The following is a 26,577-nucleotide window of genomic DNA, read 5'->3' on the forward strand; positions in this document are numbered from 1 at the left end:
TACTCGTCGTAAATAGTTGAGTCGCCAGTCGAAGATAAAAATGACTGGCTTGCTATTCACCTTAATTGCTTGAGTACCTTGGGTGATTACATATGTATGTAGGGTTTTTCTGATGATTATGTAGGTGTGTGAATGAGGATGTTTTGCAGTTGTTAGTTGTCAGGCAGCGAAGTTATTAAAATGGTTACCATAAAAAAGGCCGCTGCAAACGCAGCGGCCAATAAGACGTTTGATCCAGGAGCTACAAATCAACGTCAGTGTACCCAGGGTGATGAACCGAAACTTTCAGCTCATCTGAAGTCTTTCAGCGATGGCAGATGCCGTTGCCGGGCTTTCAGCGATATTCCGTGAAAGCCCGACAAGAATAAGCCCTTGGTCACGAAGGAAAAATACTGATTCCGGACATGCACTGTTGCAGCCCCGGCAATAGTCAGGGTTTCTGTGTCTAACGCCTGGGTGATGCCGCTGTGCCAGTCATCCTTTAGAGCTACACCGCGAATACCTCCTTGGTGCGCTTATCGACCCCGTTGCCCGGCAGTAGGGTGAGGTCTTCTGTCACTCACCGGGGAAGACGCATGACAAAAACAACAATGCGCGCCATCTTCACGCCGCAAGCGCTGGCCGCAGCGGTGGCCTTGGGTTGCTGTGCTCAGGCACAGGCTGTTTCGTTCAACATCGGGGAAATCGAAGGCACGTTCGACTCTTCGCTGGCGGTCGGCGCGAGTTGGGGAATGCGCGATGCCGATGATGCCCTGGTGGGCACGGTCAATGGTGGTTCCGGCCAGGCGTCGACCGGTGACGACGGGCGACTCAACTTCAAGAAAGGCGAAACCTTCTCGAAGATCTTCAAGGGGATTCACGACCTTGAACTGAAGTACGGCGACACCGGTATGTTCGTGCGTGGCAAGTACTGGTACGACTTCGAGCTGAAGGACGAAGACCGCGAGTTCAAACCCATCAGCGATCACGGGCGCAAGGAGGGTGCCAAATCCTCCGGCGGGCAGATCCTCGACGCCTTCGTCTACCACAACTACTCCATCGCCGATCTGCCGGGCACTGCGCGTGTCGGCAAGCAAGTGGTCAGTTGGGGCGAAAGTACCTTCATCGGCAACTCGATCAACAGCATCAACCCGGTCGACGTGTCCGCTTTTCGTCGTCCCGGCGCCGAGATCAAGGAGGGCCTGATTCCGGTGAACATGCTGTTCGCCTCCCAGGGCCTGACAGACAAGTTGACCGTAGAAGGCTTCTATCAACTGGAGTGGGACCAGACCGTTGTCGATAACTGCGGCACCTTCTTCGGTGTCGATGTGGTGGCCGATGGCTGCACCAAGGGCTACACAGTCGCCAGTCCGGCCATTGCACCCTTGCAGCCGATTGCCGCGGCGTTTGGTCAGGGTTTTGAAGTTACCCGCGAAGGCGTAGTCGTGCCACGTGGCAGTGACCGGGATGCGCGGGATTCCGGGCAATGGGGCACGGCGTTGCGTTGGCTGGGAGACGACACAGAGTACGGCCTGTACTTCATGAACTACCACAGCCGCACGCCCAACGTCGGGACGACGACGGCCGGCCTCGGCACGCTGGCGAGCATTCCGGGGATTGTTGCCACCGCCAACCGTATCGCCCCCGGCAGCGGTTCGGGTCTGGCCCAAAGTGTGATGCTCGGTCGCGGTCAGTACTACCTCGAATACCCGGAGGATATTCGTCTCTATGGCGCGAGTTTCTCCACGACCCTGCCCACCGGCACCGCATGGACCGGCGAAATCAGCTATCGCCCCAACGCACCCGTTCAGGTCAACACCAACGACCTGACGCTGGCCATGCTCAATCCGATCGCGGGCGGCGCGGCATCACCCATTGCAACTTCGCCAGGCGCCGACAACAAAGGTTACCGCCGCAAGGAAGTGACGCAGATCCAGAGCACCCTGACGCACTTCATCGATCAAATCGCCGGCGCGGATCGCCTGACACTGGTAGGCGAGGCAGGGGTGGTGCGGGTCGGTGGCCTGGAGTCGCGCAGCAAGCTGCGCTATGGCCGCGACTCGGTGTACGGACAGTATGGATTCGGCGGGGACACCGACGGTTTCGTGACTTCGACGTCGTGGGGTTATCGCGCCCGGGCCATCCTTGACTACAACAACCTGATCGCCGGGATCAACATGCGCCCCAACCTGTCGTGGTCCCATGACGTCAACGGCTACGGTCCCAACGGACTTTTCAACGAGGGTGCCAAGGCCGTCAGCCTCGGCGTCGATGCGGATTACCGCAACACCTACACCGCGAGCCTCAGTTACACCGACTTTTTTGGTGGCGATTACAACGTCCTCGAAGATCGCGACTTCGTGGCGCTGAGCTTTGGCGTGAACTTCTGATCTGGCTGAAAAGGATGATTTCAATGCGCAAGATGATTCTGCAATTGGGCACCGTTCTGACCCTGAGCCTGCTCGCCGCAAACGTGATGGCCGCTGTCTCGGCGCAAGAAGCCAACAAGCTTGGCACCAGCCTCACCCCCTTGGGTGCCGAGAAAGCCGGTAATGCCGATGGCTCGATTCCGGCCTGGACCGGTGGTATCCCGAAAAACGCTGGCGCGGTAGACAGCAAAGGTTTTCTGGCCGACCCGTTCGCCAACGAGAAACCGTTGTTTACCATCACCGCGGCCACGGTCGACAAGTACAAGGACAAACTCTCTGACGGCCAGATAGCGATGTTCAAACGCTATCCCGAGACCTACAGGATTCCGGTCTATCCGAGCCATCGGACGGTGGCCCTGCCAAGCGAAATTTATGAGTCTGCCAAGCGCAGTGCGCTGAACGTAACACCGATCAACGACGGTAACGGCCTGGCCAACTTCACCGGCAATCGCTACTACGCCTTCCCGATTCCGAAGAACGGCGTGGAGGTGATCTGGAACCACGTTACCCGATATCACGGTGGCAATCTGCGCCGCACCATCACCCAGGCAACGCCGCAGTCCAATGGTGATTTCACCGTGATCCGCTTCAAGGATGAAGTTGCCGTGCCTTCGCTACTCGGCGATTTGAAGCCCGGCAGCGACGACAACGTCCTCAATTATTTCAAGCAGGAAGTCACCGCGCCTGCGCGTCTGGCGGGCAACGTGTTGCTGGTTCACGAGACCCTCGATCAGGTCCAGGAGCCGCGCAAAGCCTGGATCTACAACGCCGGACAGCGTCGGGTGCGACGTGCACCGCAGGTGGCCTATGACGGCGTCGGCACCTCGTCCGATGGCCTGCGTACCACCGATAACTTCGACATGTTCTCCGGCGCGCCGGATCGCTACGACTGGAAGCTGATCGGCAAGAAGGAAATGTACATCCCCTACAACAGCTACAAACTCGATTCGCCGAACCTCAAGTACACCGATGTGATCAAGGCCGGGCACATCAATCAGGACCTCACTCGCTACGAATTGCACCGGGTCTGGGAAGTCGTCGCCACGGTCAAGCCGAACGAGCGGCACGTCTATGCCAAGCGCCATATGTACATCGACGAAGACAGTTGGCAGGTGGCGCTGGCTGATCATTACGATGGTCGTGGCCAGCTCTGGCGTGTTGCCGAAGGGCATGCCCAGTTCTATTACGATCATCAAGTGCCGGCCTACACCGTCGAGGCGCTCTACGACCTGATTGCCGGTCGATACATTGCCCTGGGGATGAAGAACGAGGAGAAGCGCAGCTTCGAATTCAACATCGCTGCAAAGGCGGGGGACTACACGCCTGCGGCCCTGCGGAGTACGGGGGTGCGGTAGTCGTCCTACAGGCTCTTACACAAGAAGGTGACTTTTCGGTCACCTTTTTTATAGGGGCTGATCAGTGTGTTGAATACTTCTTCAACAAGCGCTCGGGAGAGGTCTAGGGTGGCGCCAGAATTATAAAAAAGGCGCATCACAATGACTGCCATGACGTACTGTCTGGACCGTCCTGGAATACTGCCCCGATTGTCGTCGCATCACCTGTCTCGCGAGCGTCTGGTCGAGCCACTTTTGGCCTCGACGGCGCGGGTGAAGCTGCTGTGCGCGCCGGCCGGTAGTGGCAAGAGCGCGCTGCTGACCGAATGTCTGTTGCGGGCACCGCAGTCCTGTCGAGTCAGTTGGCTGTCGTTGGCGGGGGAGTCGCTAAGCGCGAGCGATTTTCTATTGCGCCTGTCGCAAGCGCTGGGTCTGGATTGCGTCAATGAGTCGGGAATGCTCGCGCATCTGACGCGATTGCAGGCGCCGACCTGGCTTTTCCTCGATGATTACTGCCGCACGGCCAACCCGGAACTCGATCGAATGCTCGATCGCCTGTTGTCCCTTGGCAACCCTGCGCTGACCTGGTGGCTGGGATCTCGTCGACGACCTCCCTGCAACTGGCCGCGACTGCTGCTGGATGATGAGTTGTACGAGTGCGAAGGCCGGACGCTGGCTTTCACCGAGGTTGAGGTCGTGCAGTTGCTGGGTCATGTCGAGTCGACCCTGGCAGCACAAACCGCCAGAAGGGTTGTTGAGCGCAGTGGTGGCTGGTGCGCTGGCGTGCGGATCGCATTGCTTGAGGGTTGTCCCTGGTCGGGTGAGCAGAGCCGCTCGGCGACACTGCTCGATTATCTGCAACACGAGTTGTTCAACACCTTGCCGTCGGAATTGGTTGAGGTCTGGCAAGTGTTGGTTCATCTGCCACGGTTCAATGCCAGCTTGTGCGAGCATCTGTTCGGAGCGGGCGAGGGGGCTCAGTGGTTGCAAGCGTTGCAGGAAATGGGGTGCTTCATCGAACCTTGGGAAGACTCTGTCGAATGGTTGCGAGTCTTCGAGCCACTGGCCCGAACGATACGTGAAGAGCCGGCGTCGGCCGGGCGATCCTGGCATCGCCGCGCTTGCCAATGGTTCTGCGCCAATGAGGATTGGCAGGGGGCGTTCGAACAGGCATTGCTGGCACAGGAGCACGAGGTTGCGGTCAGTCTTTTGCAACACTTCAGCTTTGAGCATTTGTTCAAGCGTCAGAACGTCGGCTTGTTACTCAAACTGCACGAGTACCTCGGTGAACAATTGACTCTGGGTACACCGCAACGGGTGGGATTGATCACGGCAGCGTTGCTGTTTGCCGGGCGTTTTGAGCAGGCGGCTGCGTGCATTGCACAACTGTCACGTTTCACCCCGCAACCGACCGCGTCCTTGCAACGGCAATTATTGGCGCGCTGGCAGGCTCAGCAAGGTTGGTTGTTGCATTTGCAGGGGCGCATGCCAGCCGCGCGAACGCACTTTATTGAAGCCTTGGACGCACTGGCTGCCGATGCCTGGCCAGCGCGTTTGTTATGCCTGTCGGGGCTGACTCAGCAAGCGTTGCTCATTGCCGACCTCGACGCCGCACAGATTTTCAATCGTGACGCGTTGTGCCTGGCTCGAGCGCAAGGTTCATTACTGTTTGAAGGTCTGCTGCAACTCGATCACGCGCAATTGCTGGAACAGCGCGGAGCACCGCGTCGAGCCGAAGATTTGTTGGCAGATATCGATTCGATGCTGAGGCGTCAGGCGGATCGACCGACACCCTTGCTGGGGCGAATCGCCCTACGGCGAGGGCGTTTGGCCCTGTGTCAGGGGCTCGACGAACGGGCCGCTGGTTTTTTTCAGGCCGGCCTCGAAGATTGCCTGCAAAGTCAGGACAAGCACGTATTGTACGGATTTCTCGGGCAGTCGCAGTTGGCGGCCAACCGGGGCGATTACGCCCATGCCTTCGATCGTTTGCGCGAAGCCGAGCGGTTGATGCAGCAACGGCAGATTCCCGATACGGTCTATCGCGGTGTACTGCTGCAAATCAGCAGTCATTTCTGGCTGCAGCAGGGGCGACCGGAGCTGGCACGTGAGGCGCTGACCCGTGTTTTGCGTCATTACCGCGGCCCTCACGCGCGCCAGGCGCCTCCGGCAACGCTGCAGTTGATTCCCCGAATCGAATACCAGTTGATATTGGCCGAAACTCACCTGCAAGTGACGCAAAGTTCCTTGGATCGGCTCAAGGCTTTACGTGAGCATGCGCAGCAACACGCCATGCTGGCGCTGGAAACCGAGCTGCAACTGGCCATTTGCGAGGTGGCGGACCTGACGGGCGAACCGACCGTGGCCAGTTCCGCGCTGGAAACCGGTCTGACCCTGGTCGAGCGTTGTCATGGACAACAGGCATTACGCGACTTGAATTTGCGGCAGCCGAACCTGCTCTGTCGTTTGCGAGGGGAAGAGTCGGTGAGTGCGATGGCAGTGGATGCCAACCTGCTGAGCGGGCGGGAACTGGAGGTGCTGGGCTTGATTGCTCAGGGTAACTCCAATCAGCAAATTGCCGAGCACTTGTTCATCTCATTGCATACGGTTAAAACTCACGCCCGGAGAATCCACAGCAAGTTGGGGGTTGAGCGTCGGACACAAGCTGTTGCGATGGCCAAAAAACTAGGCTTGGTACTACAAGGTTGAGTGGGTAAGTAACAGCTGTTCAAGAGGCGGTAATGAATTAAAATATTTTGTCGGGTGCAGTGAAAAAATTTTTTAAGTTATTATGCCGGTGGCGCTGATAAACAGGCAAATAACATGCTCTGTGACAGGTCGCTATTAATTAATCTGGAGTTGTTGAATCATGGAAGATCTGAGCATAGAACGAGTGCGTGCCATGTTGCATGCAAGGATTGGCGGGCGCGGAATTGATGTCGATAAAGTTTATATCAATGGCGTCCTCTCTTTGGATGATATGTTGGTTTCATATTCTGAAACACTGGTGTCGGCGCTATATTTAAAGTTACAGGAGGGTGAAGTCCCTTATTTCGAAGGCGAACACCTTGGGATTTTTTCCGAGGGCTACACATTTGATTCGAAGTATCGCTTCAAAGGATTGGACTTCGACGAAGTCAATGGATTGGCCTCAAGCATTGCCCGAGTGTTTCTCGGCGAATCCGTAGCCTGATGAAAACGACAGTGCTCACTCGTCAGTAGGCACTGTCTCTCCGTTTAGGCTGTATGTGTTGCGGGTTCAAATCCCATGCGCCAGCTCACCGCGCGGGTGGCGGATAACAAACGCTGCGCCGCCGGTCCGTTCTCATCGGCATGAAACAGCGAGGTCGGTCCTACCACGGTCAGCACGGCCGCGATCTTGCCCATTGCGTTGAACACCGGTGCCGACAGGGCATCCACGCCAGGCATCAATAATCCATGCACGTGATGCAGACCTCGTTGACGGATCTGCTCGCACATTGCCGTATACGCCTGATCGTCCGCCAGCGCGTGCAGGGTGCTGTTGCGCAATTCCTGATCGCGAAGGTCCACGGTTTCAAGCGCAGGCAGATAAGCGCCGAAGACCAACCCCGTGGAGGAACTGAGCAATGGCAGCACCGACCCCAATTGCGTCACTACCGTCACCGCACGCACTGCCGGTTCGATATGCACAACGGTTGCGCCCTGGTTGCCCCACACTGCCACAAAACATGTTTCGTTCAATTCATCGCGCAACTCAGCCAATGGCAGGGCGGCGACTTTCAGCACGTCCATACTGTTGAGGGCCGCGAGTCCGACACGCAAGGCTTCACGGCCCAGACCGTAATGGTTGGTGGCGGCGTTCTGTTCGGCAAAACCGCTGGCAATCAATGCCTGCAAATACCGATGAACCTTGCTTGCCGGCATCTGTACGTGTTCGGCCAGGCGTGACAGCGAGGTGGAGGGCGACAACTCGGCGAGCGCCTTGAGGATGTCGGTGCCGACTTCGGCCGAGCGGACTTTCTGTTTGCCGTTGCTGTCGCTGGTCTTTTCCATGGTGGTGCCGGGATCTCGGGACGAATGGGCGTCTTTATAGCTTGACGGTCAATTCCAATCAAATTACGTTAAGCGTAATTCAATTACGATAAAAATAACCCCGGCGTGCCACAACCTCTCATACAGAGTGATGGGCCATTGCCGACTCCCTGTTCAGGAGGCTCCATGAACTCCGATTCAACCCTGGCCTATCAATCAGGCTTCGGCAACGAATTCAGCAGCGAAGCATTGCCCGGCGCACTGCCCGTCGGCCAGAACTCTCCGCAAAAAGCCCCGTACGGCCTCTTTACTGAACTGTTTTCCGGTACCGCATTCACCATGGCGCGCAGCGAAGCGCGACGGACGTGGATGTACCGCATCCAGCCATCCGCCAATCATCCGGCATTCGTCAAGCTTGACCGGCAGCTGGCCGGAGGCGCGTTGGGTGAAGTGACACCCAATCGCCTGCGCTGGAACCCGCTGGACATTCCTGACGAACCGACCGATTTCATCGACGGCCTGGTGAGCATGGCGGCGAACTCGGGCGCGGATAAGCCGTCCGGAATCAGCATTTACAACTATCGCGCCAACCGCTCTATGGAGCGTGTGTTCTTCAATGCCGACGGTGAATTATTGCTGGTGCCGGAACTGGGACGCCTGCGTATTGCCACTGAGCTCGGCGTGCTGGACCTGGAGCCGCTGGAAATCGCCGTCCTGCCGCGGGGGTTGAAGTTCCGCATCGAATTGCTCGAGCCGCAAGCCCGAGGCTACGTTGCCGAGAACCATGGCGCGCCCCTGCGCCTGCCGGATCTGGGGCCGATCGGCAGTAACGGCCTGGCCAATCCGCGGGATTTTCTGACCCCGGTGGCGGCTTATGAGAACCTGCAACAACCCACGACACTGGTGCAGAAGTTCCTCGGACAGTTGTGGGGTTGCGAGCTCAATCACTCGCCGCTGAATGTGGTGGCCTGGCACGGCAATAACGTGCCGTACAAATATGACCTGCGCCGCTTCAACACGATTGGCACCGTCAGCTTCGATCACCCGGATCCTTCCATTTTCACCGTATTGACGTCGCCGACCAGTGTCCATGGCCTGGCCAATCTCGACTTCGTGATCTTCCCGCCACGCTGGATGGTCGCCGAGAAAACCTTCCGTCCACCTTGGTTCCACCGCAACCTGATGAACGAATTCATGGGCCTGATCAAGGGCGAATACGACGCCAAGGCTGAAGGCTTCGTGCCTGGTGGCGCGTCGTTGCACAGCTGCATGAGCGCCCACGGCCCGGATGGCGAAACCTGCACCAAAGCGATCAACGCTGATCTCAAACCGGCGAAAATCGACAACACCATGGCCTTCATGTTCGAGACCAGCCAGGTGCTGCGTCCTAGTCGTTTCGCCCTGGATTGCCCGCAATTGCAAACTTCTTACGACGCCTGCTGGGCCACATTGCCCGCCACTTTCGACCCGACCCGGAGATAACCCATGACGCAGACTTCCATCACACGCAGCTGGGTTGCTTGCGCTAACGACCATGCTGATTTCCCGCTGCAGAACCTGCCACTGGGCGTGTTCAGCATTCACGGTTCGGCACCGCGCAGCGGTGTGGCCATTGGCGAGCATATCTTTGATCTGCAAGCGGCGCTGGACGCCGGATTGTTCGACGGCGCCGCCAAAGTAGCGGTCGAAGCCACCCGTGGCGGTCAGTTGAACGCTTTCTTTGAACTGGGTCGTGAGGCGCGTGTTGCCCTGCGTGAACGCCTGCTGGAATTGTTCGCCGAGGGCAGCACCCTACACGGCAAGATCGAAGCCCAGGGTGCAAAACTGTTGCCCCTGGCGGCGGATTGCGAGATGCATCTGCCAGCAAAAATCAACGACTACACCGACTTTTACGTCGGTATCGAGCATGCGCAAAACGTCGGCAAGTTGTTCCGCCCGGACAATCCGTTGCTGCCGAACTACAAGTACGTGCCGATCGGTTATCACGGCCGCGCCTCGACCATTCGCCCGTCCGGTACCGACGTGCGCCGCCCGAAAGGCCAGACCTTGCCAGCCGGCCAGACCGAACCGGCCTTTGGCCCGTGTGCGCGCCTTGATTACGAACTGGAACTGGGCATCTGGATCGGTCAGGGCAACGAAATGGGGGACTCCATCGCCATCGGTGACGCTGCCGATCACATTGCCGGATTCTGCCTGCTCAACGACTGGTCCGCGCGGGATATCCAGGCTTGGGAATACCAACCGCTGGGCCCATTCCTGTCGAAGAGTTTCATCACCAGCATCTCGCCGTGGGTGGTGACGGCCGAAGCGCTGGAACCGTTCCGTCGTGCCCAGCCGGCACGCCCGGAAGGTGACCCGCAGCCGCTTCCATATTTGACCGACAAGCACGATCAAGCGGCGGGCGCCTTCGACATCGAACTGGAAGTGCTACTGCTCACCGAAACCATGCGTGAGCAAAATCTGCCGGCCCATCGCCTGACGTTGAGCAACACCCTGCACATGTACTGGACCGTGGCACAAATGGTCGCGCACCACAGTGTCAACGGTTGCCAGTTGCAGGCCGGTGACCTGTTCGGTTCGGGCACCTTGTCGGGGCCGGAAAACGGTCAGTTCGGCAGCCTGCTGGAAATCACCGAAGGCGGTAAAAAGCCGATCGAACTGGCCTCCGGTGAAGTACGTAAATTTCTTGAGGACGGCGACGAAATCATCCTGCGCGGCCGCTGCCGTCGCGAGGGTTTTGTCTCGATCGGTTTCGGCGAGTGCCGTGGCAAAGTGCTGCCGGCACGCTAAGAGGCGCGGGCATGGAACTCTATACCTATTACCGTTCGACTTCGTCCTACCGGGTGCGCATTGTGTTGGCTCTCAAGGGGTTGGATTACCGGGCGCTGGCCATCAATCTGATCGCACCGCAAGGTGGCGAGCATCGGCAACGGCCGTATCTGGACGTCAATCCGCAAGGTCGTGTACCGGCCTTGCGCACCGACGAAGGCCAATTGCTGATTCAGTCACCGGCGATTATCGAGTACCTTGAGGAACGTTATCCACAGGCGCCGTTGCTGGCCAAAGACCTCGCCACTCGCGCCCATGAGCGTGGTGTGGCGGCGGTGATCGGTTGCGATGTGCATCCACTGCACAACGTCAGCGTGCTCAATCAGCTGCGGCAGTTGGGGCAAGAAGAACCGCAGGTAGTCGAGTGGATCGGGCACTGGATCAGCCAGGGGTTGGCGACAGTGGAAAAGTTGATTGCTGATGAAGGTTATTGCTTCGGCGCTGAGCCGGGTCTGGCGGATGTCTACCTGATTCCGCAGTTGTACGCGGCCGAGCGGTTCAACGTTTCCCTTGAGGCTTATCCGCGAATCCGGCGAGTAGCAGCATTGGCGGTCACGCACCCGGCGTTTATCAAGGCGCATCCTGCGAATCAGCCAGATAGCCCTTGATCCTGGATCAAAAGATCGCAGCCTGCGGCAGCTCCTACAACCATTCTCGTAGGAGCTGCCGCAGGCTGCGATCTTATGCTTTTAGTGGACGATGGCATTGGGCGGCAGATGCTCCAGCCGTTCCGTCAGGCGAATTCGCTGGATCGGGTCGTCGCTGAGCAGCAATGCGTGCTCCAGGTCGAAACGTTCGGCGTTCGGGCAATCCAGACGTTGGTACAGACTGGCGCGGGCCAGGTAATCCGATGCGTTGGCGTTACCCAGTTCGAGTACACGCTCGGCGTCAATCAAGGCACCGATGAAATCGTCATGAGAAAGGTGCAACTGACGCAGGTTGCGAGACAGTCGTTGCAGCATTTGCACAGGCTCGGCAGTGGCCAGGTGTTCGGCACTGAGTTTCATGTTCGGACCGTACTGGCGGTATAGCAACTCCCGGCAATCGTTTGGATAGAGGCGCCGGCCACCGCAAGGGTCGAGCAAATGATCGGCACCCGGTACACGCAACAGAAAGTGCCCGGGGAAGTTGACCCCGACCATGGGAATCTCCAGGCCTCTGGCCAGCTCCAGTGCAATCAGGCTCAGGGCCAGCGGTTGTCCACGTCGACGTTCCAGTACTTTGTCGAGCAGTGCAACTTGCGGGCGCAAGGGTGTGGAATCGTCCTGGGCGAAACCCAGGTCATTCAAGCGACGCAATAGCGGCTGCGCCAGTTCACTCACCGGCAACATCGGCAAGCCGCCGCTGACGCGCTGTAGCAATTGCTTGAAGTCCGTCAAAATGGATGCAGGTTTCACCTCGCTGTCATGCTCGGCCGCAATCCACAGGGCGGCCTCGAACAGCGCGGGCGGTGAGCGTTGCAAACAGGCAAAAAACGATTGGCGCGGGGTCATCAAAATCTCCGGGCAATGCCTCGTTTTAGCCTCGTCTGCGGCATTCGTCCAGTGCTGTGAAGGGTAGATTCGGGTTATTTCCGAATGCCCGTTTTGCCGTAACGCTTATTCCGGTGCGCTTCTGCAAATTTTGAGCGCAAGCCTATACTGGCGACTACAAGATGTGATTCGGGAGCCTTACGATGTTCGCTCTCATGCAAAGCACTCGCCTTGAATCGCTGCACCTGAGCGTCGATCCGGTGACCGGGTTGAAGGCGGTCATTGCCATTCATAACAGCCGACTCGGGCCTGCCCTGGGTGGCTGTCGTTACCTTGCCTATCCCAGCGACGAGTCTGCGGTCGAAGACGCCGTGCGGCTGGCGCAGGGTATGAGTTACAAAGCTGCGTTGGCGGGTCTGGCCCAAGGCGGCGGCGTCGCCGTGATCATACGTCCAGTCCATGTGGAAAGTCGTGCCGCGCTATTTGAAGCATTCGGGCGTTGTATCAATCAACTCGACGGTCGCTACATCACTGCCATCGACAGTGGCACGTCGGTTGCGGACATGGATTGCATCGCCCAACAGACCCGGCACGTCACCAGTACCACCTCGGCGGGAGACCCAGCGCCTCACGCGGCAATGGGGGTCTTTGCCGGTATTCGCAGCACGGCGATGGCTCGATTGGGTAGCGACAATCTGGAAGGTCTGCGCGTGGCGATTCAGGGATTGGGCAATGTCGGTTACGCACTCGCCGAACAGCTGCATGCCGCCGGTGCCGAACTGCTGGTCAGTGACATCGATCATGGCAAGGTTCAATTGGCCATGGAACAGCTCGGCGCGCACCCGATTGCCAACGACGCGTTGCTCAGCACGCCCTGCGACATCCTCGCGCCGTGCGGCCTGGGCGGGGTGCTCAACAGCAACAGCGTGTCGCAATTGCGCTGCTCGGCGGTGGCGGGTTCGGCGAACAATCAACTGACCCATCTGGAAGTCGCCGACCAACTGGAGCGACGCGGCATCCTGTATGCACCGGACTATGTGATCAATTCCGGCGGATTGATCTATGTGTCACTCAAACATCGTGGCGAAGAATTGCCGACCATTACGGCACATCTGTCGAAAATCAGCTCACGTCTGACCGAAGTGTTCGCCCATGCCCAGGCGGAAAAACGATCACCAGCCAGAGTGGCGGATGAGTTGGCGGAGAAGGTGTTGTATCGATAGGGTGATCAACGGATCGCACCTTCGGGGGTTCCTGCTGAAGGCTGCGATATGTTGATTGCGAAAATGAAAAAGGCCCTGAGCCATACAACTCAGGGCCTATTCAATTCGGATGTTACTTCGCGGCTTTCGGCGCCTTGGCGGGTTTGGCCGCTGGGGCTTCGGCTTCGGCCGATTCAACAGACTCAACCACTGGGGCAACTTCAACCGGTGCCGTCAGCAATTCGGACAACGCGTCCGGTTGGCTCTTGAACGCCTTGGCGAATATATCGCGGTTCTTCGCCATGTAGATCCCGGCTTCTTCCACCTGCTGCTCGGTCAGGGACGGAACGGCTTTGTGCAACACTTCAGCCAGCAATTCAGCCAGTTCGAGCATTTTGTCATGACGGTCAGCTTCGGCTTTATCCATGAACAAGCGCTCCAGATCTCGGCTGCTGCGGTATACCACTTCGACGGCCATTTACCACCTCACATGCCTTCACGTTGTTTGTCTGATTCGACTACTGTATTTATATACAGCTAAAGGATAAGCTAAACACTGCGCTTTGGGTAGTGGCTTTTTAATGTAGTTCGGATTCAGAATTTGTCAGTTGGGCCAGCTGTTGCTCAGATCAGGTGCGACCAAACGCCACGGCGCGCATTTGCGAGCGGCTAGCCATCATGGACTGGCCTTTTTTCTGCATACAGAAAAACCGTCACCCCCGCATCATCCGGTCGAGCCGACCTAAGGAAGCATCATCGTGAAAATCAACTGGGCCGAAAGGCTGCGCCAGAACGTGCATGAACTGGCCGAGTCCCTGGGCAACCTGTTCGTCGAAACCTTTCACTACCTGGCGTTGTTCGCTATTGGAGCAGTCACCGCATGGGCGGCGGTGATGGAGTTCCTCGGGATGCTGGAGCAGGGGCACATCAAGATCGATGACATCTTGCTGCTGTTCATCTATCTGGAACTGGGGGCGATGGTCGGGATTTACTTCAAGACCAACCACATGCCCGTGCGCTTCCTGATCTACGTGGCGATCACCGCGCTGACGCGATTGCTGATTTCCAATGTCTCGCATCACAACCCACCGGACGTTGGCATCATCTACCTGTGCGGCGGGATTTTGCTCCTGGCGTTTTCGATACTGGTGGTGCGTTACGCGTCGTCGCAATTTCCGTCGGTGAAAATTGAAAACCCGCACCGCAAGATTGGCGCGGGTTCCAGTGAGCATCCCGAAGTGGAAAAAGGCGAGCTTTAAAGATTAAGGGTCGGGCGAGGCCGGTCTTTGACCTGATGCGGCGGCAAGGTGCGAGTGTCGCCGCCGGTCATGGCATCAAGAATGCTCATGGCGCTGTGGCCCTGTTCAATGGCGATTCCGAACTGAATGCTTTGCACCAGGCGTTTGAGACGTTGAGGGTCATTGCGTTGTTCGGCGCTGATCAGCCGTTTGGCTACTATGCGACCGCTGTTGGAAAGGGTCAGCATGATGCTGCCGTCCAGACCCTGAATGCTCAGGTTGATCTGGTAATCCGGTGCAAAGGCATCGGTAATGAGCTGAAAAGGGTTGTCCATGATGCGTCACCGCCTGATTGAACGTGCAGTTGTTGACCGGCCGTGATCCAGTTGGTTCGCAACGCCAGACCACCGGCCATATCGCCATCATTGTTCCAACAGGGCTGTAGCAAGAGACATGCCCAAGGCAGGGGGCACCCCTTTAGAAGCGAGCTTGCTCGCGATGGTCGTCAACGATAACGCTGTCAGCCAGGCACTGCGCCGCGACCTCTGGTTCATCGCGAGCAAGCTCGCTCCTACAGGTCGTCTCCGGCCTGCCCGTTTCAGGGCAATAAACGCGGGTGTGCAACCAAATCGGTCAGCATTCCACCCAATTCACCGCCAGCCCGCCTCGCGAAGTTTCCTTGTACTTGTCGTGCATGTCGGCGCCGGTGTCGCGCATGGTGCGGATGACCCGGTCCAGGGAAATGAAGTGTTTGCCGTCGCCGCGCAGGGCCATTTGCGTGGCGTTGATCGCTTTGACCGCAGCTATCGCATTGCGCTCGATGCACGGCACCTGAACGAGTCCGCCAACCGGATCGCAGGTCAGGCCGAGATTGTGTTCCAGTCCAATTTCGGCGGCATTTTCAAGTTGCTCCGGCGTAGCGCCGAGCACCTCCGCGAGACCGGCGGCAGCCATGGCGCAAGCAGAACCGACTTCGCCTTGGCAGCCGACTTCGGCACCGGAGATTGACGCATTTTTCTTGCAGAGAATGCCGACGGCTGCCGCACCTAAAAAGAAGGCAACGACGTCATCGTCCGAGGCATCTGGATTGAACTTCATGTAGTAGTGCAGCACCGCGGGAATGATCCCCGCCGCACCGTTGGTCGGTGCCGTGACCATGCGACCACCAGCGGCGTTTTCTTCGTTCACGGCAAGGGCGAACAGGTTGACCCATTCCATCGCTGACAGGGTGGAGGTGATGACATTCGGCTTGCCGATTTCCAACAGGCTACGGTGCAATTTCGCTGCTCGACGGGGGACATTCAGACCGCCAGGCAGGATGCCCTCATGACGCAACCCTTGCTCGACGCACTCGCGCATCACCGACCAGATGTGCAGCAGCCCCTTGCGGATTTCTGCATCACTGCGCCATGCCCGTTCGTTGGCCATCATCAATTCGCCCACTCGCAGTCCGTGCTGATTGCAGAGTTTGAGCAATTCGGCGGCACTGGAGAAATCGTAAGGCAGCACCACGTCACTCGACGGTGCGATACCGGATTGGGCTTCTGCGGCTTCGATAATGAATCCACCACCTACCGAGTAATACGTTTGCTCGAACAGCTCGCCGGTTTCGCCGAAGGCTGTCAGGGACATCGCGTTGGGGTGGTAGGGCAGGCTCTCGTCGAGCAGCAGCAGATCGCGTTGCCAGTTAAAGGCAACGATGGCTTTGCCGGCCAGAAGCAGTTCGCCGGTTTCGCGCAGGATGTGAATACGTGGATCAATGGTGGCGGGGTCAATGCTGTCCGGCCATTCGCCCATCAGGCCCATGACGCAAGCGCGGTCGGTGGCATGGCCGACGCCGGTTGCCGATAAAGAGCCGTACAATCGGATTTCCACTCGGCGCACTTCGGCTACAAAACCCTGATCGACTAAAGCTTGCGCGAAGGTTGCAGCCGCACGCATCGGACCGACGGTATGCGAACTGGAGGGGCCGATGCCGACTTTGAAGAGATCGAAAACACTGATAGCCATGCTAAAGCCTATACAAAGCAATGGAGGGAAAATCGCTGCCATTTTTGTAGGACAAGCGCAATGTAGGCGATACTGCCTGTCGCGGTCCTACGTGACCAACGAAAACTCCTAAGACATCCTTTAGCAGGACTAAACGATGAGTCGTCAGTTACACGCCCAGACCTATGTCTGGCTGAACGTGTTTGCCTGTGCCGCGCGGCACTTGTCGTTCACCCGCTGCGCCGAAGAACTGCACATCACACCGGGGGCGGTCAGCCAGCAGATTCGCCAACTTGAAGAGCGTCTGGGGTTCCGTCTGTTTCACCGACGCGCCCGGGGTGTGGAGTTGAGTGCTGAAGGCCAGCGACTGGCCATTACGGTCAACGAGGCTTACGGCAGCATCGACGCCGAGTTACGGCGACTGGACGCGGGCATGATCAGCGGAATTCTGCGGGTGCGTTCGATCCCGTCCTTTCTGAGCAAATGGCTGACACCGCGTCTGCCGCGTCTGCAGCAGCAGTTCCCGGATATTCAATTGCGCCTGGTGGCCGAGGACAGCAGCGTGCCGCTGCATGAAGGGGACTTCGATCTGGCCATCGACCTCAACGACGGCAGTTACCCCGGGCTGTTATCCACAGCCTTGCTCGATGAGCAGATTTTTCCGGTTTGTGCGCCGAGCCTGCTGCGCGGGCGTCCACCCTTACATGGGCCGGCGGACCTGATTCATTTCCCGTTGTTGCACGACATCACCGCCTGGCGTGGCAGCTACGAATATGCGGAATGGGAGTTCTATCTCAATGCCATCGGGTTCGAAGGAGCCGATGTGCGCCGTGGCCATACCTTCAATCGCAATCACCTGACGATCGAAGCGGCGATTGCCGGGATGGGAGTGGCGATTGCTCGCCGAACCCTGCTTAACGACGAGCTGGAACGCGGGGCGTTGATCGTGCCGTTCGGCCTCGCGGTGCCCAATCACAAGCGCTACATGCTGCTGTATGCGCCGGGTGCGCTGAGCCATCCAGGCGTGCGTGCAGTGCATGACTGGCTGGTGGAAGAGGCGGGGATTTTCCGAAGCCTGCACCCACTGGGGGAGCGGCAAATGTGAGCAATTATTACGTAAGAGCAGGGCGACCCAACTCCCGACCTTAACAGCGCTTTTGCCGATTGTCCGGCTTTTTTTGCGAATAGATATTTATCTTTTTTCAGGGGTTGAATTGTTCAGCGTACAGACCGATTGTGTAAGTAAGAGGTCACGGTGATGACGCCCAAGGGCTTAGCTGACCGGCCTCTCGCGAGCTAGCTGAAATAAGGGATGAACTATGCAAATCCAAGTCAATAGTGATAACCATATTCAAGGCAGTAAACGACTGGAGGAGTGGGTACGTACTACCATTGAGAGCACGCTCGAACGCTACGAAGAGGACCTGACACGCGTCGAGGTCCACCTGCGAGACGAGAACGGCGAGAAGCCCGGTCCCCACGATATACGCTGCCAACTGGAGGCGCGGCCAAAAGGCCATCAACCGATTTCCGTCACCCATAAAGCCGACAATCTGGAACTGGCGATAGACGGGGCTGCCGAGAAACTGGAGCATGCGTTGGAACACCTGTTCGGCAAATTGCGCGGCAAGCCACGCGCCACCGTAGTACCGTTCGAACGCCACGCGGATGGGCTGCTGGAAGAAGAATTTCTTGAGAACGAACAGGCAGCACTTAACGGCTGACACCTGATTCACATTTATCTTCCCAACGACAACGGGCCTGCATTGCAGGCCCGTTTTGTTTTCAGCGATTATTGATTGCGATCAAAGCACCACCGACGTCTGCACAACCGAGTCGCCTTGGTACTTCTGGTTCGTCAGCGTGTTGGTTTGCTGCGAGTCGATGATCTCGTAACGAACGCCCGGCGTGATGGTCCATTTGCCGATATCGATCCGGTCATCGAAAAAAAACGCGCTCCAGAGTCGCGAGCGACGCCGACATTGAGCTCTAGCGCAGGAACGCCTGCCGATACTCACCGGGCGTTCCACCCAGCGCCTGGCGGAATCGGTTGGTGAAATGACTGGCACTGGAGAATCCACAGGCCAGGGCAATTTCACCCAGCGGCTGCGAAGTCGAACGCAACAGCTCCCGCGCCCGGTCGAGGCGCCGCGCCAGTACATACTGATGGGGCGGTAGGCCGAAGCTCTCGCGGAACATCCGCGCAAAGTGGTACTCCGACAATGCACACAGCGCCGCCAATTGCCCCAGGCTGATGGCGTCGGCCAGGTGACTGTCGATAAATTCCACCAGGTGCCGCCGCTGATGCGCGGCAAGCCCGCCCTTGAGGCGTAAACCCTGGCGTACATCGACCTGGCTGAGTAGCGCATGGCTGAGCATTTCGTGAGCCAGGCTGCTGGTGAGCAAGCGCTCGCCCGGCTCCTCCCAGTTCAGGGTAATCAACTGTCGAAAACGCCGCGCCTGCTGTGGATCTTCTAGAAAAGTCTGCTCGCGCAGCTGCAATTCCCGGGGCTCGCGATCGAGCAGGGTGACGCAATCCAGGGCGAATTGTTCGGGGCTGAAATACAGGTGCGCCAATCGAATATCGCCGTTGATCACCCATCCCGACTGGTGATCGGCCGGCAGGATGCACAGCTTGTCCGGGCCGCCCATGTTGCCGGGCTGGTCGCGGCGAAAGGTCCCGGTGCCACCGGCGAGGTAGCAGGACAACGTGTGGTGGCTCGGCGCTTCGTAATCCTGTGCGTCGTGGTGGTTGCTCCACAAGGCTGCGGACAAGCCATCACCGAGCTCGGCGCTGTGCTCCAGGCGAGCATTGGGCGAGCGGTTGAGGGCTTGAAAAACTTGTAGGGTATCCAGTGCAGCCATGATCGTTGCTCTCTAACACCTGCATCCAACGCCTTGCATCCTACTCCGTAGCCGTTCGCCTGCCAGCCCGACGCCGGACAAAAGCGCAAGTTTATGCAAGTGCATGAAGGCGAGGCGCAGGACACTGGGCGCCTATCGAGGAGCCTTTGTCATGAACCTGTCTTTGTATTTGTTGACCGTGCTGATCTGGGGCACCACCTGGATTGCCCTGAAATGGCAACTGGGCGTGGTGGCGATTCCCGCGTCGATCGTCTACCGCTTCGGTCTCGCTGCGCTGGTGTTGTTCGTGATCCTGCTGTTGAGCCGACGCCTGCAAGTGATGAACCGACGCGGGCATCTGATTTGCCTGGCGCAGGGACTGTGCCTGTTCTGCATCAACTTCATGTGCTTTCTCACCGCCAGCCAGTGGATCCCCAGCGGTCTGGTCGCTGTGGTGTTTTCCACCGCCACCTTGTGGAACGCCCTGAATGCACGGGTGTTTTTCGGCCAGAACATTGCCCGCAATGTGTTGATGGGCGGTGCATTGGGCCTGTTCGGACTTGGTTTACTGTTCTGGCCTGAATTGGTCGGGCATACGGCCAGCCCGCAAACCTTGCTCGGTCTGGGCCTGGCACTGTGCGGAACCTTGTGTTTCTCGGCGGGCAACATGCTGTCGAGCCTGCAACAGAAGGCCGGCCTCAAACCGCTGACCACCAACGCCTGGGGCATGGCTTATGGCGCGGCAATGCTTTCGGTGTGGTGCCTGGTCAAAGGCATACCGTTCGACATGGAATGGAATGCCCGCTACATCGGCTCGTTGCTGTATCTGGTGATACCGGGGTCGGTGATCGGTTTCACCGCGTACCTGACGCTGGTCGGGCGCATGGGGCCGGAACGTGCTGCGTACTGCACCGTGCTGTTCCCGGTGGTGGCGCTCAACGTATCGGCGTTCGCCGAGGGTTATCAGTGGACTGCGCCCGCATTGGTGGGGCTTGTGTTGGTGATGGCGGGTAACGTGCTGGTGTTTCGAAAACCCAAACCACCGGTTGTACAGGGTAAGGGTCAGTTGGCTTGAGTTGACGGGCAGGCGTTTTTCAGCCTGCCCGTTTGTTTCAGCCTTTCCAGACTTGCGGATTGACCAGATCCTGCGGGCGGCCACCCAGCAAGGCGCTGCGCAAGTTGTGCAGCGCGCGGTTAGCCATCGCTTCGCGGGTTTCGTGGGTGGCCGAACCGATGTGTGGCAAGGTTACGGCGTTTTTCAGCTGGAACAGCGGCGACTCGGACAAGGGTTCTTTTTCGTAGACGTCCAGCCCGGCGCCGCGAATCCGGTTGTTTTGCAGGGCTTCGATCAGCGCCGGCTCATCGACCACCGGGCCGCGGGCGATGTTCACCAGAATGGCACTCGGCTTCATCAACGCCAGTTCGCGATGGCTGATCAGGTGTTTGGTTTTCTCGCTGAGCGGTACGACCAGGCAGACGAAATCAGCCTCGGCCAGCAATTGATCGAGGCTACGAAATTGCGCGCCGAGCTCCTGTTCCAGTTCGGTCTTGCGGCTATTACCGCTGTAGATGACTGGCATGTTGAACCCCAGGCGACCGCGTCGGGCGATGGCTGCGCCGATGTTGCCCATGCCAATAATGCCCAGTGTCTTGCCATGCACATCGCAACCGAACAGTGGGGCACCGACGGTGGCCTGCCATTGCCCGGCCTTGGTCCAGGCGTCGAGTTCGGCGACGCGGCGGGCGCTGCTCATCAACAGGGCAAATGCCAGATCGGCGGTGCTTTCGGTGAGCACATCCGGCGTGTTGGTCAGCATGATCCCGCGTTCGTTGAAATACGCCAGGTCATAGTTGTCGTAGCCGACCGATACGCTGGAGACAACTTCCAGCCTGGCGGCGTTTTCCAGTTGCGCGCGGCCCAGTTTGCGACCCACACCGATCAAGCCATGGGCGTGGGGCAGGGCTTCGTTGAATTGGGCATTGATGTCGCCGTGTTTCGGATTCGGCACGATGACGTCGAAGTCTTGTTGCAGGCGTTCAACCATTGCAGGGGTGACGCGGCTGAACGCGAGGACAGTCTTTTTCATGGGAAGCGGCTCGTCGGGCGGTGAAGAATGCTTAGCAAGCTACAAGTTTCCAGCGGCAGGCTGCAAGTCAAAAAGCCGTTCGCTCGGCTTTTAACTTGAAGCTTGCCGCTAGCAGCTTGTAACTGCCGTTCCGTTTATACTGGCGCCTTTCGCGGCTCGCTCACCGGGCCCGACATTTCATGCATCACCCGGAGCTTTCATGACTTCCCCGAAACAACCGCCGGTCGCCGACACGTTGAGCGACGAACAGGCAGAGCTGCCAGACAGCGTCGACTCCAGCGCCGACAGCGAATCCCAAGCTGCGATCCCGGCCTTCAAGTTCCCGTTCAAACCAGGTGAACTGGCGTCCGCCAAGGGCTCCAACCAGCCGTGGTACAAGAATGGCGCCAAGAATGGCCACACCAAAACCCCGGGCATGGCGCCGCCGGGGACTCGTCGGTCGATGGGTAAGCGCTAGGGTTTCGGGCCGTGCGGTGGTCGATCCGCCGCCATCGTGAGCAGGCTGGCTCCCGCATTTGGAATGCAATCGCTCTGTAGGAGCGAGCCTGCTCGCGATGGCGTCGTCAAAGACGCCAGGTTTTTTGGATCAAGCCGCCCGCAACGAAATAAACGCATAGTTCGCCGGTGTATCTGTCGTCACTTGCGCGCCTGCCGCATGCAGTTGCCCGGCGATGTCATCGCCTGACACATGGAACGCCCATTCGCTGCTCCACTCTGGCAATGTTTGCCCAGCCAGGTCGTCGACGATCCCGACAAACTCGGCCATGTCCGGCAGGTAAGCGGTAAAGCCGTCGCCTTTAAGCGCGGTCGTGCGAATGCCCAGCAGCGCGCAAATCGCATCCTTGACCGGGATTTCGTCGCGATCCGCCTGGCGGGAGCGCTGTATCAGGTCTACCAGTGCCTGATCGACCAGACTGCCGCCCACGATCAGCTCTGGCCCTGTTTCCCACGATTCTGGCGGACATTCCTTCACGGCTATGTTCAGAGGAATGTGCGGATTGATTTCCATCGGATAGATACGGCACACCAATGGGCGGCGCTCATAGATGCGGCACAGGTTGTCTTCGTCAAGATTGCGACAGGGACCAACGTTGTACGCGGCAAACGTGATGGCGACATGGGCCGCGGATTCGCCACTGCACACAGGTGCAGAACGGCGCTCGGCGTGCTCACGTTGGTGCTCGGGCAGGCCCAGCCCATTACCCAGGAACGCCTCCACCAGAACGATCACCTGACCGCCATCCGCCGCCAGCATCCGGGCTTCGCTCAAGGTCAGGGGGACATGGTGGTCTTTACAGCATTTGCCGCAGCCTACGCAGGAAAACGTCGTGTTCATTGAGCGGTCAGTCGCATCCGGAGTCATGAGGCGGCGACAGAATGCCGCCGCAGATGCGTTTGTCGAAGCAAATTATGCGCCACTCACTTTGCTTTGGCGCAGCGGATGGAATCCCATTCGGTGACGTACGCCGTTTTGTTCTTCTTGTTGTAAAGGCACAGCTCGGTGCCTTGGGCGCCTTTCATGTGTTTTTGCGGGTACTGGCCCTGGAGCAGAAGCGCGGTATAACCGACACGATCGTCGAACTGCGCAGCGTTACCGACCGGTTTGCTGTCCTTCAGGCCGCTGGCTTTGACGCAACTGGCGAGTACGGTCTTGTCGTAGGCGGCCCAGGCGTCTGGGCTGGAGGCATGGGCCTGAATGGCAAGGGTGGTGAGGCAGAAAAAAGTCAGTGTTGCAGATTTCACGGGCAGGCATCCTTGGGGCAGTGGCCGAAGGGTGAGTATGCCTGAAGGGTTTGCGCAGATTTGCCGACCTCTTCGCTGGCAAGCCAGCTCCTACAGAAAATAGTGCTACACCATGATCCGTAGGGGCCGGAGCTGGCGATTGGGCGATGCGGTGTGTCAGGCATACCGCCTTCGCTGGCAAGCCAGCTCCTACAGGTTATGTTTCGTGCACCGAACTTGGTGGTCTCGCTGCAGGCACGAACCTGCTCGCGATGTCGGTATCAGAGCGGAACCGGTTCCCGGCGGATCGCACGCATGCCGATGCTTTCATACAACCGCCGCGCTTGAAGATTGTCTTCCCGCACTTTCAGGTCCACGAAGCCTTCCCGCCGTTGCTGGAACACCTTGAAGGCCTGCAACAACAACGCACGCCCCAGCCCCCGGCCCTGGAATCGGGGATGCACCACCAGGTTCTTGATGTAGGCACTGGTCCAGCAGTGACACACTCCCACGACGCCTTCGCTGTCCAGGGCGATGAAACACAGCACTGGATCATATTCCGGGTCGGTTTCGAACTGCCGTTGCCACATGTCCAGCGTGGCCACGCGACCGCCGCCGTCGAGATAACCGAGCTCCATCAACCGGTGCACGGCTTCTGCGAGTTCGGGGCGGTATGCGCACAATTGCAGGCCCGCAGGCCAATCAGCGGGTGGCACGTCTTCAGTGAGATCGCGCCGCATCAGCCAGCAAAAATCTTCAGCCAAGAGTCAGTAACCTTGCTCGGCGACAGCTTTGGCCGCGGTGATCAGGCATTGGGTCAATTCCGGCGATGAAAACTTGGTCAGCACTGCATTCGCTCCGGCCAGTCGTGCCTTCTCGGCATTCATCGCACTGTCCAGAGACGTGTGCAGCAGCACATAGAGGTGCGCGAAATCCGGGGTTTCGCGCAGGGTGCGGGTGAACGCGTAGCCGTCCATTTCCGACATTTCGATATCCGAAACAATCAAGTTGATCTGCTGGTTGGTGCCTTGCAGGTCCAGCAAGCAGTCGATGGCTTCCTTGGCGCTGCGGGCGGTGTGGCATTGCAGGCCGAGGTTGCGCAGGGTATGCACCGATTGTTGCAGCGCGACCTGGCTGTCATCGACCACCAGAATCCGTGCGCTACCCAGCGTTTCGGCGTCTTCCATGCTCAGTTCGGTCGGGGCCATGTCGATCGCCACCGGGGCAATGCCGTGGATGACTTTTTCGATGTCCAGCACTTGCACCAGCGTGCCATCGACCGAAGTGACGCCGGTTATGTACGCACGTCCGCCACCGGAACCAAAGGGTGGCGGGCGGATATCGGTGGTCAGGCAATGGACGATCTTGCTTACGGCCTGAACATGCAGGCCCTGCTTGGAGCGACTGACGTCGGTGACGATCAGGCAGCCGCCGTTCGGGTCTTCCAGAGGTCGCTCGCCAATGGCACGGCTGAGGTCGATCACCGACAGCGACGCACCGCGCAACGTGGCAATGCCTTTGACGTGGGGATGGGACTCCGGCAGCTTGGTCAACGCTGGGCAGGGAATGATTTCGCTGACTTTGAGCAGGTTGATCGCCATCAGCTTGCCGCTGCGCAAAGTAAACAGCAGAAGCGAAAGTGAGTCTGCGCGGGCTTTGGTGGAGGACATAAGAACCTTCTCTGGAAAAAGGTGATGGGCTGTCGCAGGATCGCCGACGGCTATCGATGCAGGGTTATCGACTTTTTTGGGGCTGGCTTTAGCTTAATGAGCAGGGGTAGATCAAAAGATCGCAGCCTGTGGCAGCTCCTACATGGACCACGTTTTTCCGTAGGAGCTGCCGCAGGCTGCGATCTTTGCTTACTTCATCCCCAACCTTTTGGCCATCCGCCCCAGGTTCGCCCGATCCAAGCCTAGCTCACGGGCCGCGCTCGCCCAGTTGTGGTTGTGCCGCTCCAGACAGGCACTGATCAGTTGGCGTTGATAATTCTCCGTGGCCTCGCGCAAGTCGCCGGTCACCGCTTGCGTGACGCTCGTGACGGGTGGCTCGGCCACGGCATCAACGCCGGCATTGGGCAAGTCCAGGTCGGCGGCGCTCAAACTGAGAATCTTTGGCCGTTCCTTGCAGTTGCCCAGTGCTTTCAAGGCGCTGCGGCCGATCAGGTGTTCAAGCTCGCGCACGTTGCCGGGCCAGTCGTAGGCCAGCAATGCTGCCTGGGCGTCGCTGTTCAGGCGCAGGCTATTAAGACCCATGCGCGAGCGGTTCTGCTCCAGGAAGTAGCCGCTGAGTAACAGCACATCACGCCCGCGATCACGCAGGGCGGGGACCAACAATGGATAAACACTGAGGCGATGATAGAAGTCGGCGCGGTAACGGCCGCTGCGCACTTCTTCGGCCAGGTCGCGATTGGTCGCCGCGATCAGGCGCACATCGACCTGATGTTCCTTGTCCGAGCCCAATCGCTGCAATTGACCGCTTTGCAGCACCCGCAGCAGTTTGGCCTGGACCGTCAGCGACAACTCGCCGACTTCATCAAGAAACAGCGTGCCGCCATTGGCCAGTTCGAACTTGCCGCGACGGTCATTCATCGCCCCGGTGAAGGCGCCCCGGACATGGCCGAACAGCTCGCTTTCCACCAGGGTATCGGGCAGCGCAGCGCAGTTGAGGCTGATGATCGGCTTGTCGGCACGGGGCGAGGCGGCGTGAATGGCCTGGGCTACCAACTCCTTGCCGACTCCCGTTTCGCCAGTAATCAACACGGTGAGATCGCTGCCGCCGACCAGATTGATTTCTTCCACCAGTCGCTTGTGCGCCTTGCTCTGACCGATCATCTCGCGGTTCTGCTGACCGCTGGCCTGGCGATAGACTTCGGCGCGCTGGTGCTCGTCTTCCACCCTATTGTTCAATCGCTCAATGCGTTCGGCCGCGTTGACGGTCGCGGCGGCGAGGCTGGCGAAGGCTTGCAGGGCGTCCAGTTCAATCGGTTCAAAACGCTCGGGATCGAGGGCGTCTAGCGTCAGCAAACCCCACGGACGCTCGTCGATAAACAGCGGGCAACCCATGCAGTCGTGGACTTCCAGATGATCATCCAGGCCATCAACCAAGCCGTCATAGGGGTCGGGCAAGTCGCTGTCAGCAGCGAAACGGGTCGGGCCCGGGCCGGCGAGTAACGCTTCGAAACGCGGGTGCTCGCTGACCTTGAAGCGCCGGCCCAGGGTGTCGGTGCTCAAGCCGTCAACGGCCAGCGGCACCAGCCATTCGCCATCGAGGCGCAGCAGCGCGGCCGCGTCGCAGGGGAGAAGGGCGCGCATGGCCTCGAGCAGGCGCCGATAGCGCTCGCCTTCGGGGAGTTCGCGGGACAGGTCGGAGACCAGTGGCAAGAGTGCGGTGAGCAGGGATTTTGCAGTCATAATGACTCCGTGTAGTCGGTATGACTATAAT

At 58.8% G+C, this 26,577-nt stretch carries 24 protein-coding genes and 2 pseudogenes; 13 read left to right on the top strand and 13 right to left on the bottom strand.

The features are described from left to right. Positions 1 to 575 precede the first annotated feature (575 nt). The 4 genes from QMK58_RS04920 to QMK58_RS04935 all read left to right on the top strand — a co-directional run bounded on the left by QMK58_RS04920 (position 576) and on the right by QMK58_RS04935 (position 6,932). Positions 576 to 2,369, top strand: coding sequence for a DUF1302 domain-containing protein (locus QMK58_RS04920; RefSeq protein ID WP_320395947.1), 1,794 nt, complete (start codon positions 576 to 578; stop codon positions 2,367 to 2,369). A gap of 23 nt (positions 2,370 to 2,392) precedes the next feature. Beyond that, a complete protein-coding gene (locus tag QMK58_RS04925) occupies positions 2,393 to 3,763 on the top strand; it encodes a DUF1329 domain-containing protein (RefSeq protein ID WP_320395948.1) in 1,371 nt (456 codons plus the stop codon). Between the two features lie 141 nt (positions 3,764 to 3,904). Next, positions 3,905 to 6,448, top strand: a complete 2,544-nt coding sequence (locus QMK58_RS04930; protein ID WP_320395949.1) for a LuxR C-terminal-related transcriptional regulator — start codon at positions 3,905 to 3,907, stop codon at positions 6,446 to 6,448. 160 nt (positions 6,449 to 6,608) lie between these two features. Next, the gene (locus tag QMK58_RS04935) at positions 6,609 to 6,932 is read left to right on the top strand and encodes a hypothetical protein (RefSeq protein WP_053154714.1); all 324 of its coding nucleotides are present in this window, start codon (positions 6,609 to 6,611) and stop codon (positions 6,930 to 6,932) included. Positions 6,933 to 6,976: 44 nt separating this feature from the next. Here the strand turns inward: QMK58_RS04935 and QMK58_RS04940 are convergent, their stop codons facing one another. Beyond that, complete coding sequence (locus QMK58_RS04940) at positions 6,977 to 7,774, bottom strand: IclR family transcriptional regulator (RefSeq protein ID WP_053154716.1); 798 nt, start codon at positions 7,772 to 7,774, stop codon at positions 6,977 to 6,979. Between the two features lie 165 nt (positions 7,775 to 7,939). On the opposite strand from QMK58_RS04940, the gene hmgA reads away from it, so the two are divergent. Genes hmgA through maiA form a run of 3 tightly spaced genes read left to right on the top strand, consistent with a single transcriptional unit; the run spans position 7,940 to position 11,190 of the window. Further along, positions 7,940 to 9,235 (top strand): homogentisate 1,2-dioxygenase, encoded by a 1,296-nt coding sequence (hmgA, locus tag QMK58_RS04945; RefSeq protein WP_053154719.1) that lies wholly within the window; start codon positions 7,940 to 7,942, stop codon positions 9,233 to 9,235. A 3-nt stretch (positions 9,236 to 9,238) separates the two neighbouring features. Next, the gene (gene fahA / locus QMK58_RS04950; protein ID WP_320395950.1) at positions 9,239 to 10,543 is read left to right on the top strand and encodes a fumarylacetoacetase; all 1,305 of its coding nucleotides are present in this window, start codon (positions 9,239 to 9,241) and stop codon (positions 10,541 to 10,543) included. An 11-nt stretch (positions 10,544 to 10,554) separates the two neighbouring features. Next, on the top strand, positions 10,555 to 11,190 hold the full coding sequence (gene maiA, locus QMK58_RS04955; protein ID WP_053154727.1) for a maleylacetoacetate isomerase: 636 nt from the start codon (positions 10,555 to 10,557) through the stop codon (positions 11,188 to 11,190). An 81-nt stretch (positions 11,191 to 11,271) separates the two neighbouring features. On the opposite strand, the gene QMK58_RS04960 is transcribed toward maiA, so the two are convergent. Further along, positions 11,272 to 12,075: a SirB1 family protein gene (locus QMK58_RS04960; protein WP_053154730.1), complete on the bottom strand. Its 804-nt coding sequence runs from the start codon at positions 12,073 to 12,075 to the stop codon at positions 11,272 to 11,274. 182 nt (positions 12,076 to 12,257) lie between these two features. On the opposite strand from QMK58_RS04960, the gene QMK58_RS04965 reads away from it, so the two are divergent. After that, on the top strand, positions 12,258 to 13,277 hold the full coding sequence (locus QMK58_RS04965; protein WP_053154733.1) for a Glu/Leu/Phe/Val dehydrogenase family protein: 1,020 nt from the start codon (positions 12,258 to 12,260) through the stop codon (positions 13,275 to 13,277). 217 nt (positions 13,278 to 13,494) lie between these two features. Here QMK58_RS04965 and QMK58_RS04970 read toward each other — a convergent pair. Then, positions 13,495 to 13,734: pseudogene (locus tag QMK58_RS04970) on the bottom strand (YebG family protein); the annotation flags it as partial. A 280-nt stretch (positions 13,735 to 14,014) separates the two neighbouring features. On the opposite strand from QMK58_RS04970, the gene QMK58_RS04975 reads away from it, so the two are divergent. Then, a complete protein-coding gene (locus tag QMK58_RS04975; protein ID WP_053154740.1) occupies positions 14,015 to 14,515 on the top strand; it encodes a phosphate-starvation-inducible protein PsiE in 501 nt (166 codons plus the stop codon). Here the strand turns inward: QMK58_RS04975 and QMK58_RS04980 are convergent. Beyond that, entirely contained in the window at positions 14,512 to 14,829 is a 318-nt protein-coding gene (locus QMK58_RS04980) for a DUF3509 domain-containing protein (RefSeq protein WP_053154743.1), read from the bottom strand. The two genes, QMK58_RS04975 and QMK58_RS04980, sit on opposite strands and share 4 nt — an antisense overlap. A 298-nt stretch (positions 14,830 to 15,127) precedes the next feature. Next, positions 15,128 to 16,504, bottom strand: coding sequence for an L-serine ammonia-lyase (locus QMK58_RS04985; RefSeq protein ID WP_053154746.1), 1,377 nt, complete (start codon positions 16,502 to 16,504; stop codon positions 15,128 to 15,130). Between the two features lie 136 nt (positions 16,505 to 16,640). Between QMK58_RS04985 and QMK58_RS04990 the strand changes: the two genes are divergently transcribed. Then, positions 16,641 to 17,588 (top strand): LysR substrate-binding domain-containing protein, encoded by a 948-nt coding sequence (locus tag QMK58_RS04990; RefSeq protein WP_053154749.1) that lies wholly within the window; start codon positions 16,641 to 16,643, stop codon positions 17,586 to 17,588. A gap of 214 nt (positions 17,589 to 17,802) precedes the next feature. Continuing rightward, positions 17,803 to 18,207 carry an HPF/RaiA family ribosome-associated protein gene (locus tag QMK58_RS04995; RefSeq protein ID WP_053154753.1) on the top strand — a complete coding sequence of 135 codons (405 nt, stop codon included), beginning with the start codon at positions 17,803 to 17,805 and terminating at the stop codon, positions 18,205 to 18,207. 111 nt (positions 18,208 to 18,318) lie between these two features. Here the strand turns inward: QMK58_RS04995 and QMK58_RS28895 are convergent. Beyond that, positions 18,319 to 18,441: pseudogene (locus tag QMK58_RS28895) on the bottom strand (hypothetical protein); the annotation flags it as partial. Positions 18,442 to 18,472: 31 nt separating this feature from the next. Next, positions 18,473 to 19,348 (bottom strand): AraC family transcriptional regulator, encoded by an 876-nt coding sequence (locus QMK58_RS05000; protein WP_320395951.1) that lies wholly within the window; start codon positions 19,346 to 19,348, stop codon positions 18,473 to 18,475. A gap of 151 nt (positions 19,349 to 19,499) precedes the next feature. On the opposite strand from QMK58_RS05000, the gene QMK58_RS05005 reads away from it, so the two are divergent. Then, positions 19,500 to 20,402 carry a DMT family transporter gene (locus QMK58_RS05005; RefSeq protein WP_053154759.1) on the top strand — a complete coding sequence of 301 codons (903 nt, stop codon included), beginning with the start codon at positions 19,500 to 19,502 and terminating at the stop codon, positions 20,400 to 20,402. A 37-nt stretch (positions 20,403 to 20,439) separates the two neighbouring features. On the opposite strand, the gene QMK58_RS05010 is transcribed toward QMK58_RS05005, so the two are convergent. Beyond that, positions 20,440 to 21,414 (bottom strand): 2-hydroxyacid dehydrogenase, encoded by a 975-nt coding sequence (locus tag QMK58_RS05010; protein WP_053154762.1) that lies wholly within the window; start codon positions 21,412 to 21,414, stop codon positions 20,440 to 20,442. A gap of 199 nt (positions 21,415 to 21,613) precedes the next feature. On the opposite strand from QMK58_RS05010, the gene QMK58_RS05015 reads away from it, so the two are divergent. After that, positions 21,614 to 21,871 carry a hypothetical protein gene (locus QMK58_RS05015; RefSeq protein WP_053154765.1) on the top strand — a complete coding sequence of 86 codons (258 nt, stop codon included), beginning with the start codon at positions 21,614 to 21,616 and terminating at the stop codon, positions 21,869 to 21,871. A gap of 129 nt (positions 21,872 to 22,000) precedes the next feature. Here the strand turns inward: QMK58_RS05015 and QMK58_RS05020 are convergent, their stop codons facing one another. The 5 genes from QMK58_RS05020 to norR form a co-directional block, all read right to left on the bottom strand. Then, positions 22,001 to 22,750, bottom strand: a complete 750-nt coding sequence (locus QMK58_RS05020) for a YkgJ family cysteine cluster protein (RefSeq protein WP_320395952.1) — start codon at positions 22,748 to 22,750, stop codon at positions 22,001 to 22,003. An 83-nt stretch (positions 22,751 to 22,833) separates the two neighbouring features. Further along, positions 22,834 to 23,157 (bottom strand): hypothetical protein, encoded by a 324-nt coding sequence (locus QMK58_RS05025; RefSeq protein WP_053154771.1) that lies wholly within the window; start codon positions 23,155 to 23,157, stop codon positions 22,834 to 22,836. A 260-nt stretch (positions 23,158 to 23,417) separates the two neighbouring features. After that, on the bottom strand, positions 23,418 to 23,876 hold the full coding sequence (locus QMK58_RS05030) for a GNAT family N-acetyltransferase (protein WP_053154912.1): 459 nt from the start codon (positions 23,874 to 23,876) through the stop codon (positions 23,418 to 23,420). Positions 23,877 to 23,903: 27 nt separating this feature from the next. Then, positions 23,904 to 24,806 carry a chemotaxis protein CheV gene (locus QMK58_RS05035; RefSeq protein ID WP_053154773.1) on the bottom strand — a complete coding sequence of 301 codons (903 nt, stop codon included), beginning with the start codon at positions 24,804 to 24,806 and terminating at the stop codon, positions 23,904 to 23,906. Positions 24,807 to 24,995: 189 nt separating this feature from the next. Then, complete coding sequence (norR, locus tag QMK58_RS05040) at positions 24,996 to 26,546, bottom strand: nitric oxide reductase transcriptional regulator NorR (RefSeq protein ID WP_053154775.1); 1,551 nt, start codon at positions 26,544 to 26,546, stop codon at positions 24,996 to 24,998. Positions 26,547 to 26,577: the final 31 nt, after the last annotated feature.

This window comes from Pseudomonas sp. P8_241, assembly GCF_034008315.1.
In the GTDB taxonomy this organism is placed as follows: domain Bacteria; phylum Pseudomonadota; class Gammaproteobacteria; order Pseudomonadales; family Pseudomonadaceae; genus Aquipseudomonas.

Bases quoted from the DNA above. Each gene is read 5' to 3' on its own strand.
- QMK58_RS04920 (WP_320395947.1), top strand. From the start codon at position 576: ATGACAAAAACAACAATGCGCGCCATCTTCACGCCGCAAGCGCTGGCC.
- QMK58_RS05000 (WP_320395951.1), bottom strand. From the start codon at position 19,348: ATGGCTGCACTGGATACCCTACAAGTTTTTCAAGCCCTCAACCGCTCG.
- QMK58_RS04925 (WP_320395948.1), top strand. From the start codon at position 2,393: ATGCGCAAGATGATTCTGCAATTGGGCACCGTTCTGACCCTGAGCCTG.
- QMK58_RS05010 (WP_053154762.1), bottom strand. From the start codon at position 21,414: ATGAAAAAGACTGTCCTCGCGTTCAGCCGCGTCACCCCTGCAATGGTT.
- QMK58_RS05035 (WP_053154773.1), bottom strand. From the start codon at position 24,806: ATGTCCTCCACCAAAGCCCGCGCAGACTCACTTTCGCTTCTGCTGTTT.
- QMK58_RS05005 (WP_053154759.1), top strand. From the start codon at position 19,500: ATGAACCTGTCTTTGTATTTGTTGACCGTGCTGATCTGGGGCACCACC.
- maiA (WP_053154727.1), top strand. From the start codon at position 10,555: ATGGAACTCTATACCTATTACCGTTCGACTTCGTCCTACCGGGTGCGC.
- hmgA (WP_053154719.1), top strand. From the start codon at position 7,940: ATGAACTCCGATTCAACCCTGGCCTATCAATCAGGCTTCGGCAACGAA.
- QMK58_RS04995 (WP_053154753.1), top strand. From the start codon at position 17,803: ATGCAAATCCAAGTCAATAGTGATAACCATATTCAAGGCAGTAAACGA.
- QMK58_RS05020 (WP_320395952.1), bottom strand. From the start codon at position 22,750: ATGAACACGACGTTTTCCTGCGTAGGCTGCGGCAAATGCTGTAAAGAC.
- QMK58_RS04980 (WP_053154743.1), bottom strand. From the start codon at position 14,829: ATGGACAACCCTTTTCAGCTCATTACCGATGCCTTTGCACCGGATTAC.
- QMK58_RS04965 (WP_053154733.1), top strand. From the start codon at position 12,258: ATGTTCGCTCTCATGCAAAGCACTCGCCTTGAATCGCTGCACCTGAGC.
- QMK58_RS05015 (WP_053154765.1), top strand. From the start codon at position 21,614: ATGACTTCCCCGAAACAACCGCCGGTCGCCGACACGTTGAGCGACGAA.
- QMK58_RS04985 (WP_053154746.1), bottom strand. From the start codon at position 16,504: ATGGCTATCAGTGTTTTCGATCTCTTCAAAGTCGGCATCGGCCCCTCC.
- QMK58_RS04935 (WP_053154714.1), top strand. From the start codon at position 6,609: ATGGAAGATCTGAGCATAGAACGAGTGCGTGCCATGTTGCATGCAAGG.
- QMK58_RS04960 (WP_053154730.1), bottom strand. From the start codon at position 12,075: ATGACCCCGCGCCAATCGTTTTTTGCCTGTTTGCAACGCTCACCGCCC.
- norR (WP_053154775.1), bottom strand. From the start codon at position 26,546: ATGACTGCAAAATCCCTGCTCACCGCACTCTTGCCACTGGTCTCCGAC.
- QMK58_RS05030 (WP_053154912.1), bottom strand. From the start codon at position 23,876: ATGCGGCGCGATCTCACTGAAGACGTGCCACCCGCTGATTGGCCTGCG.
- QMK58_RS04990 (WP_053154749.1), top strand. From the start codon at position 16,641: ATGAGTCGTCAGTTACACGCCCAGACCTATGTCTGGCTGAACGTGTTT.
- QMK58_RS04940 (WP_053154716.1), bottom strand. From the start codon at position 7,774: ATGGAAAAGACCAGCGACAGCAACGGCAAACAGAAAGTCCGCTCGGCC.
- fahA (WP_320395950.1), top strand. From the start codon at position 9,239: ATGACGCAGACTTCCATCACACGCAGCTGGGTTGCTTGCGCTAACGAC.
- QMK58_RS04930 (WP_320395949.1), top strand. From the start codon at position 3,905: ATGACTGCCATGACGTACTGTCTGGACCGTCCTGGAATACTGCCCCGA.